The organism is Limnofasciculus baicalensis BBK-W-15 (assembly GCF_024178385.1).
Lineage (GTDB): Bacteria > Cyanobacteriota > Cyanobacteriia > Cyanobacteriales > Coleofasciculaceae > Limnofasciculus > Limnofasciculus baicalensis.
The window spans coordinates 1-9122 of the sequence record NZ_JAMZMM010000251.1 but is presented as its reverse complement, the minus strand read 5'-3'; the positions used below and the strand labels follow the sequence as shown (position 1 = coordinate 9122).

At 42.6% G+C, this 9122-nt stretch carries 5 protein-coding genes; 4 read left to right on the top strand and 1 reads right to left on the bottom strand.

Translation table 11 applies throughout. From position 1 onward, the window contains the following. Nucleotides 1-66: 66 nt before the first annotated feature. From NJ959_RS20670 to NJ959_RS20660, 3 genes are all read left to right on the top strand, one after another. The gene (locus NJ959_RS20670) at nt 67-1416 is read left to right on the top strand and encodes a bilin-binding protein (RefSeq protein WP_254013631.1); all 1350 of its coding nucleotides are present in this window, start codon (nt 67-69) and stop codon (nt 1414-1416) included. A gap of 24 nt (nt 1417-1440) precedes the next feature. Then, complete coding sequence (locus tag NJ959_RS20665) at nt 1441-1974, top strand: chemotaxis protein CheW (RefSeq protein ID WP_254013630.1); 534 nt, start codon at nt 1441-1443, stop codon at nt 1972-1974. A gap of 207 nt (nt 1975-2181) precedes the next feature. Then, the gene (locus tag NJ959_RS20660; RefSeq protein WP_254013629.1) at nt 2182-7125 is read left to right on the top strand and encodes a GAF domain-containing protein; all 4944 of its coding nucleotides are present in this window, start codon (nt 2182-2184) and stop codon (nt 7123-7125) included. A gap of 42 nt (nt 7126-7167) precedes the next feature. Here the strand turns inward: NJ959_RS20660 and NJ959_RS20655 are convergent, their stop codons facing one another. After that, complete coding sequence (locus NJ959_RS20655) at nt 7168-7479, bottom strand: four helix bundle protein (protein ID WP_254013628.1); 312 nt, start codon at nt 7477-7479, stop codon at nt 7168-7170. An 88-nt stretch (nt 7480-7567) separates the two neighbouring features. Between NJ959_RS20655 and NJ959_RS20650 the strand changes: the two genes are divergently transcribed. Beyond that, nucleotides 7568-9122 (top strand): Hpt domain-containing protein (locus NJ959_RS20650; RefSeq protein WP_254013627.1); only part of this gene is annotated, 1555 nt, incomplete at its 3' end.

Here is a 9122-nt window from a genome sequence, read left to right as displayed (position 1 = left end):
ACCAATAACCAACAACCAACAACCAATAACCAACAACCAACAACCAACAACCAATAATAAAGAATCGTGCTAGTAGCTGTTAATTATATTAAAACTCCATCGGTTGAGCGCTTAGTCAAGCTGTGGGCAGAGCGCTATAAACCAGACATGTCTTCTCTTTCATCAGGAAAAGATGATACTTCATTCTATGGAGAACTAATTAAAGCAGTATCTCCAGAAGGTAGAGCATTAACAGCCACCAAATTGCACAATCGCCTAGTTACGATCAAATGCCAGATGGCAGGGATACAAACCAATGCGCTGTACTCTTATATTCCGAATATTGTGGACTTATCGGAGGCAAATAGACTGACTAACTTTGCCCTGATGGTTTATATGAAACTCCTGGAAATTTACCAACAGCCATCGCCAACTGCTGCTGAAGAAAAAACACTGATATCAACCGCAGCCACTACCTCTAGTGAAGTTTCTTTTCCCTCATGGCAAATGCTTTCCATAGAAGCTTGGGGAATGCCAGGGATTCAAGAAATAGCAGAAGCAATCGAACCCATATTACTGGAATTTCAGCAGGAACACATTCTCTCAAAGGATTGGCGAACCCTTGGCTTTATTACCACGCTATTAAACTTTAGTAATAAGTTGTTAATTTTATCCCAAAAGCTAACACCCCAAGAGCAATTACTTATTTACCCTTATTTTAGATTTATTGAAGAACAAGTTGCCCTCCCCTGGCAACGAGTTTGCATCGCCGCCGCCAAGTATCAAGTTGACTCGCCCACTTTCAAGTTGGTAGAGCAATTATTTCCAGTCTCTCAGGATATTGCCCAGACTGTTTACTCCCAATTAATTCAATTGCTACCTAACCATCGCAGTCGTCGCGGCGAGTTAACAGATCCCGGAGTTACTCACTCTTGCCTGCGCGACTTGGAAATGTTTCAAGCCTACCTATGGCTGTGCCTTTTAGAAGATAATATGGCTCCAATTGAATTGGAATTAGTTGATTTATGCTTAATGGTTTTACCAGGAGTAAAGGTTAAATGGGAAATGATTGAACTGTGTAATAAACTATTAGCTGAGGAAATTATAGCTCGGCTGACACCATCTCAAAGAAATCTCATCCAGCCTTACACTGATGGATTGCAACAAGCTTTTCTAAAACAACGCGATCGCTTTGCGCTTCCTAATGAAAATACTAAAAACGCAAAATCAACCAGTACTGCCAACCAAAATAGCTCCATACGGCAACAACAATCAATTGGCAAAAATCCGAAAACAACTGGACTAACTCACGGCTTAAGTACCATGGATGGAGAAATAGAACGACTCACAAAGAAAATGGAAGAATTAGATCGAGAATTAGCTCAAACTAAAGAACAACTAAACAAAAGACGCAATCAGTTCGGCATATCCCAATGACCATTAAACAATAACGAATAAACAATGAATTCACTTGATTTAGTATTAACAGCAAGTACCCTCGATCCGCTATCTTTAGAACCCCTCCCTCCAGATATCAGAAGGCGGTTGCTGCGCTTTCCCCTAGGTGTCGAAGACAGTGCCTTAATACCGTTGGAGCAAATTGCGGAAATTCTGAGGGTGAATGTAGCGGAAATTTTGCCTGTCCCTAAAATGCCGAGTTGTATTTTGGGCATTTGCAATTGGCGGGGAGAAATGCTCTGGTTGATCGATCTTAATCATCTAGTTGGCGGTTCTCCTTTGTTGCAGCAGGAGCAAATTTTAACATCTGTTGTGGCGATGGTAATTCAGGCTAATGAACAGTCTTTGGGTTTGGTTGTGCCACAAGTTAATGACATTGAGTTACACGACTTGCAGCAAATCCAAACAGCCGCCTCGGGGCTATTTCCGTCCAGGCTTCTACCGTTTATTTTGGGGGCTATACCAGGAGACAAGGGCACTGTCTTGAATGTTGCATCCATTATTCAGTCTCCTCTGTGGCAGGTGCATCGAAGCTGAATTGTATTTTGTTAGTGGTTTTTTGTTAGTGGTTGTTTGTTATTGGTTTTTTGTTTTTTGTTTTTTGTTATTAGCTGAGGATTATTAGTTAATAACCAACAACTAACAACTAACAACTAACAACTAACAACTAACAACTAACAACTAACAACCAACAACTAACAACCAATAACCAACAACTAACAACCAACAATAATAGAGATAATTATGCAAGAATTTGCTGAATTAGAACAAAGAAACAATAGTGTTGAAACTCAGCTCAACCAAACTGGTAGTAATAGTAATTTACCAGGTAGCGAACAACAATTTAAGGATCAGCGACAACAATTATTCGCTATTGTCCGTAAGATGAGCCAAGCAACAAGTACCGATGCTCTGTTGCAAATTACCATCACAGAAATTCGCGATCGCTTCAAAGTAGACAGAGCGCTGATTTATCGCTTCCAGACAGAGAAAGAGGGGATGGTGTTGGCTGAATCAATGCTACTGGGCTATACTCCCAGCCTGGGAGAGTCCCTACCAGCTTTCATATTTGGTGCGGAAAATGAACTGGATTACGACAAACAGCAGGCAATCGCCCTAGAGGATATCTATCAAAATGGATTAAGTCCTTACCATATTCAACTATTGGAAAGGTTTCAGGTAAAAGCTAGTTTGAGTTTGCCTATTCTAATTGAAGGGCAAATATGGGGATTGCTGGTGGTACAGCAATGTTCAGGACCTCGGCTATGGCAGGAATCTGACATTAATCTCCTGTACCAAATTGTTTGTGAACTGAGGATAGCTTTACATCCATCAGAAATCCGTGCCCAAAAGCAAAAGCGGGAACTACAGGACAAAATTATCGCCAAAGTCGCTAATAAAATCCAGCAGTCTCTGGACACAATTAACCTCTTTGAAATTACCACACAAGAAGTCCGACAGCAGCTAAAATGCGATCGCGTAGCAGTCTATTGCTTCAATCCTGATTGGAGCGGTAAGTTTGTCGCTGAATCTGTAGGTCAAGGTTGGGTTCCTTTAGTCGGAAATGGTGTCCAAACAGTCTGGGCAGATAGCCATTTGCAGGATACCAGAGGTGGTCGATATCGCAATTATGAAACATTTATCGTAGAAGATATCTACAAGGTAGGTCACGAACCTTGTCATATTGACATCTTGGAGCAATTTCAGGTCAAATCTTACACAATCGCACCAATTTTTCAAGGTGAAAAACTTTGGGGTTTACTAGCAGCTTACCAAAACTTGGGCACTCGTCACTGGCAATCTGAAGAAGTTAATTTTCTAGTTCAGATTGGCCGACACTTTGGTTTAGCCCTTCTGCAAGCCGAGTATATGGAGAAAATCGCCAGCCAATCTGCTCGATTTGCCAAAGTTGAAGAAGTAGAAAAATTAGCCTCCAAAGTAAGTGACAGGCTGCGCCAAACCTCTGATGTAGAAAGCCTGTTCCGCAACACCACTCAAGAAGTGCGGCAGATGCTAAAGTGCGATCGCGTCGCTGTTTATCGCTTCAATCCGGATTGGAGTGGTGAGTTTGTGGCTGAATCAGTAACACAAGGCTGGATATCTTTAGTCGGACCAGATGCGCAAAAAGTCTGGAAAGATACTAATTTACAAGAAACTCAAGGCGGTCGGTATCGCCACAATCAGTCATTGGCGATTGATGACATCTACAATGCGGGGCACGATCCTTGTCATATTGACATTTTGGAGCAATTTCAGGCTAAAGCTTACGTCCTAGTACCAATTTTGCAAGGCTCGGAACTCTGGGGTTTACTAGCAGCTTACCAGAACACAGGTCCGCGTCACTGGGAGACGGTAGAAGTTAACTTGCTAGCTCAGATTGGCAGACAGTTTGGCATCGCTCTCCAACAAGCCGAATACCTGGAGCAGATGGCAAGAGCTTCCACTCTGATGAACAAAGCTCGTAATTTGGAGCAGTCGGCAATCAAAATTATCGACCAGAATCGCCAGTCTTTGGAAATGAATTTAATTTTCAAGACAACAGTGATTGAAGTCCGACAGTTGCTCAAAGCTGACCGGGTGTGGGTATTTCGCTTTTACCCCGATTACAATAATGGGGAAGTTGTGGCTGAGGATTTTGCCTCTACCTACTCTAGTGCAATGGGGTTCGATATTAACGATCGATCTTTTGGTGAAATGTTTGCTCCTCACTATCTGGAAGGAAAAATTCAGGCAATTAGCGATATCTATAATGCGGGGCTAAGTTCTCCCCATATCGAAATTCTCTCTCAGTTTCAAGTCCGCGCCAATCTCCTAGTTCCCTTGACTAAAGGTAACGATCTCTGGGGATTCCTCTCCATCCATCAGTGTAGCGGACCGCGCCATTGGGACGACATAGAGATGGATTTCGCCAAACGGATTGCCGCTCAGTTGGGAGTCTCCCTCCAGTTTTCCGATTATATTGATAAACTCGAAGCCCAATCTGCCCAGCTCAAAAAAGCCACAAATGTGGAACGGGCGGCAACCAGAGCAATCGATAAAATCCGCAAGACTGTTGACGTTGACAGCATTTGCCGCATCACTACCCAAGAAGTCCGGCAGCAACTAAAATGCGATCGCGTGGCTGTCTATCAATTGCTGCCAGATTGGAGTGGTAAATTTATCTCTGAGTCAGTAGCCGGAAATTGGATGCGCCTAGTCGGACCTGATATCGAAACGGTATGGCCTGATACTTATCTACAGGAAACCCAAGGCGGCAGGTATGCTAAAAAAGAAAGTCTTGCAGTTGATGATATCTATAAAGCTGGTCACTCTGCTTGTCATGTGGAAATCTTAGAGCAATTTGAGGTTAAAGCTTATGTCCTCGTGCCAATTTTCACTGGTGACAAGCTGTGGGGTTTGCTAGCAGTTTACCAAAACAGTGGTCCCCGTCATTGGGAGGAAACAGAGATCAAATTCTTGACTCAAATTGGTCTACAGTTTGGGGTAGCTCTGCAACAGGTTCAGTATATTGAGCAACTACAGGTAACTTCTGCTCAACTGGCTAAAACGGCGGAAAGAGAGAAAGGAGTTACCAAAATCATTTCCAGAATCCTTCGCTCTCTAGACGCTAAATCTATCATCCGCGTCACTACTCAAGAGATCCGCTATTTACTAGAATGCGATCGCGTTGCTATCTATCGCTTTAATTCTGATTGGAGTGGTGAGTTTGTCGCTGAATCGGTAGGAGGTGACTGGATACCGTTACTGAATTCCGATCTTAGTACAGTATCGCCTGAACCCAATTTACTAGAAACCCAGGGAGGTATCTATCGCCAACGGGAAAACTTGGTAGTTAATGATATCTACAAGGTTGATTCCTCTGCCAGTCAGATGGAAATATTGGAGCAATTCCAGGCTAAAGCATACATAGTTGTGCCAGTATTTGTGGGAGAAAAACTCTGGGGCTTACTGAGTGTTTACCAAAACAAAGCACCTCGTCAATGGCAAGATGCTGAAGTTTTAGCTATAGCTCAAATCGGGTTGCAAATGGGTGCGGCGCTGCAATTAGTAGATTACTTAGAACAGGTGCAGCAACAGTCCCAAGCCTTAACCAAGCTAGCGGAACGGGAAACCAATTTTATTAGTTTAATTGATTCCATCGGACAGCGAATTGCTGAACGTTTACGGAACCGAAACTTCAACTATGATAGTCTTTTCCGCACTATTACTCAAGAACTCCGACAACTACTTAAAGCGGATCGAGTTGCTATCTATCGCTTCCAGCCTGATTGGAGTGGAGAATTTGTCATTGAAGATGTCAGCACCAGTACAATGAGACTAGCTGGCAGTACAGCAGCACTAGTAATAGATCCCATTTTGCAGGAAACTGAAGGTGGTGAGTATCGCAAAAATGAAGCTAGTGCGATAGATGATATTAGCCAATCGAAAGAGCTGACTTTTGCCAAAGAATTACTGCTGGAATGGGGCGTAAAAGCCTATACTATCGCTCCCATATTTCAGGGTGAAAAGCTTTGGGGTTTGTTAGTAACTCACCAAAATTCTGAACCCCGTCACTGGGAAAAGAGTGAGGTTAATTTATTAGTACAGATTTCTCGACAGTTAGGGATTGTCTTGCAACAGGCAGAATCAGTCGAACAAATTCAGACACAATCTCAACAGCTTGCAGAAGCGGCTCAACGGGAAAAAGCTGATAAAGAGTCACTACAACGGAATGTGATGCAGTTGCTATCATCAGTGCGCCCAGCTCTACAAGGTAATCTTACCGTCCGCGCCCCTGTAACTGAAGATGAAGTTGGTACTGTCGCCGATGCTTATAATAATACCCTGCAAAGTTTGCGCGGTATCATTAAGCAGGTGCAAGAATCCTCCCGGAAAGTCGCCCAAACCTCACTTAATAGTGAATCTTCTATTACCAGTCTCACTCACCAAGCGCAACAGCAATTCCAAGCACTCAACCTCGCTTTAGGGCAAATTGACAAGATGGTTAATTCTACCAAAGGAGTGGAAATTAGTGCCCAACAAGTAGAAGTAGCTGTACAACAAGCCAACCAAACGGTGCGGCAAGGGGATGGGGCAATGAATCGCACTGTGGAAGGGATTCTCGATATCCGGGAGACAGTGGCAGAAACCAGCAAACGACTCAAGCGCTTGAGCGAATCCACCCAGAAAGTTTCGCGAGTGGTAAACTTAATTAGTAACTTTACTACCCAAACCCAACTCCTGGCATTAAACGCATCAATTGAAGCTACCAGGGCAGGTGAATACGGACGCGGTTTTGTGGTGGTAGCCGATGAAGTCCGTTCTTTAGCCCGTCAGTCAGCAGAAGCTACCAGCGAAATCGAACAACTAGTGCAAGAAATTCAACAGGGTACGGCTGAGGTATCTACCGCAATGGAAACGGGTATTCAACAAGTCGCCCAAGGTACTACTTTGGTGAGCGAAACCCGTCAAAATCTGAATGCTATTGTTGAAGCTACTGCTCAAATCAGTCAATTAGTCCAAGGTATCACTCAAGCCACTCAGTTACAGACGGCTGAGTTTGAATCCGTGACTAAAACTATGAGTGAAGTTGCCTCAATTGCTAACCAAACTTCTGACAATTCTATCGGAATTGCGACATCGTTTAAGGAACTATTGAGTATGGCTCAAAACCTTCAAAGTAGTGCAGATCAATTTAAGGTTGATTAGTTGTTGGTTGTTGGTTGTTGGTTATTTGTTGTTGGTTGTTGGTTATTTGATGGAGTTCAGATAGGAGTTTAATCGGGGTGCTAATTCGTCAATGATGGGTTTGAGTGTATCTAATTGATCCGATGTCAATAGGTGGCGAGAGTAAGCTCTTCTTAACCAATCCTGAGTTTCATATAAAGAGCCTCTTGCTATTCTTACAAATCGTTTATTATCCCCTGAAGTTCCTCTGCCAACTCCTTCGGCTATGTTCCCTCCAATACTATCGGCTGAACGAATAATCTGTTTTCCTAGGGTATTTTTCGCTAACGGTTCCCATTCTTTATAATCTCTACAAAATAACAGTGTTAATAACAATAAGCAAAATCAAACAAACAACTACATAGTAATTGAGGCTAATCGCTAGATTTATCAACGAACAACCAATAACAAACAACAAACAACCATGAAGCAAGTTATTAAATGGATACGTGAATTAATCGGTGATTTTAACTCCGCTAATTATGACCAAGTACTAGCAACAGATCTTGGTCAATATTCCGATCATAATCTCCTCACTAATCATCACCTAATTGTTACTAATTACAACTCATCAAATTCGCCAAATCCCAGTATTCAAACCCACAGCCTTAATCCCAAATACCGTATGAATAATGAACCGACGATTCGCGAACAAGGCTACCAATACTTTCTCCAAGAAGCACCGGAATTATTGCAAGTATTGGAACGAGAATTACTGACTCTGAGAGAAGACTACAGCATTAACAAAATCCATAACTTAATGCGGACAACCCATACTCTCAAAGGTGCTGCGGCTAGTGTAGGTTTGGAAACTATTAAAAACGTATCCCACTCATTGGAGGATATTTTTAAGGCTTTATTTAATCCAGACTTATCGATTGATGCAGAAGTGGAAGCATTAATCTTTGAAGGGTATGAATGTCTCCGCTTACCGATAACAGCTCAACTAACAGGCGGGCAAATTAATGATGCGGAAATTCTCGATCGCACGGCTGCTATTTTTGCCCAATTGCAAGAGAAATTGGGGGACTGTTTTGACTCGGAAAACCAAATCCCTTCTTCGATAGAATTAGGCTTTGATGTTACACAGTCTATTTTTGAAATTGGGGTGAGTCAGCGGTTAGAACAAATTGCAGCCGCGATCGCAACTGGCGATCCTCAAACAATAGCAGATACCCTGCGGATTCAGGCAGAAGTGTTTATTGGTTTAGCGGAATCCATGAATTTATCGGGATTTGGCGCGATCGCGAAAATTGCGATCGCGGCTCTGGAGCTTGCACCGGAGCGGGCGCTAATTATTGCTCAGACGGCTTTAGCAGACTTTCAGGAAGGACAAAGAGCAGTACTTAATGGCGATCGCATTTGGGGTGGTGAACCTTCTCTAACTCTACAACAATTAGCTGGTCTTATTGAAAGGAGTGAGGAAATTCCCGGATTCCAGGTTTTAGAAATCCCTGGCGAGATGGAAGTCTTGGCGGAAGATAAAAGAGATAATTTCGACTTATCTGAATATTCAGAAAGTAGACTGCCAGATTTCGACTTGATTAACAATTCCCTGGAAGTGGGAGCATTAATAAATATTAATTCTCAAGCTTCAGTAGTTGAGGAGGAAGAATCAGTCACTCCATCGGAAATTAGCAATCTAAATAATTCACTTGACTTGCAGTGGAGTTTAGAAGAATTTCAAGAATCTGAACTCAGTGGGTTTGAATTTCAATCATTTGAGCCTAGTATGACAGAGTTTCAGGAATTTGAGGCGGAAGTCCAAGACTCTGAGCTTAACTTACCAGAATTACTGGAATCTGAGTTTAGTGTCGATCGATCTCAGTCATCAGATCTAAACTTACCAGAATTCCTGCAATCTCAGTTAAGTTTAGCCCAATCTCAGTCATTAGAATCTCAGGATAAAGAATCAGAAAATATTCTCCTAGAGTCTATTTGGGGCAGTGTTTCTACCAATGAGTTGCCAATATCTGAAG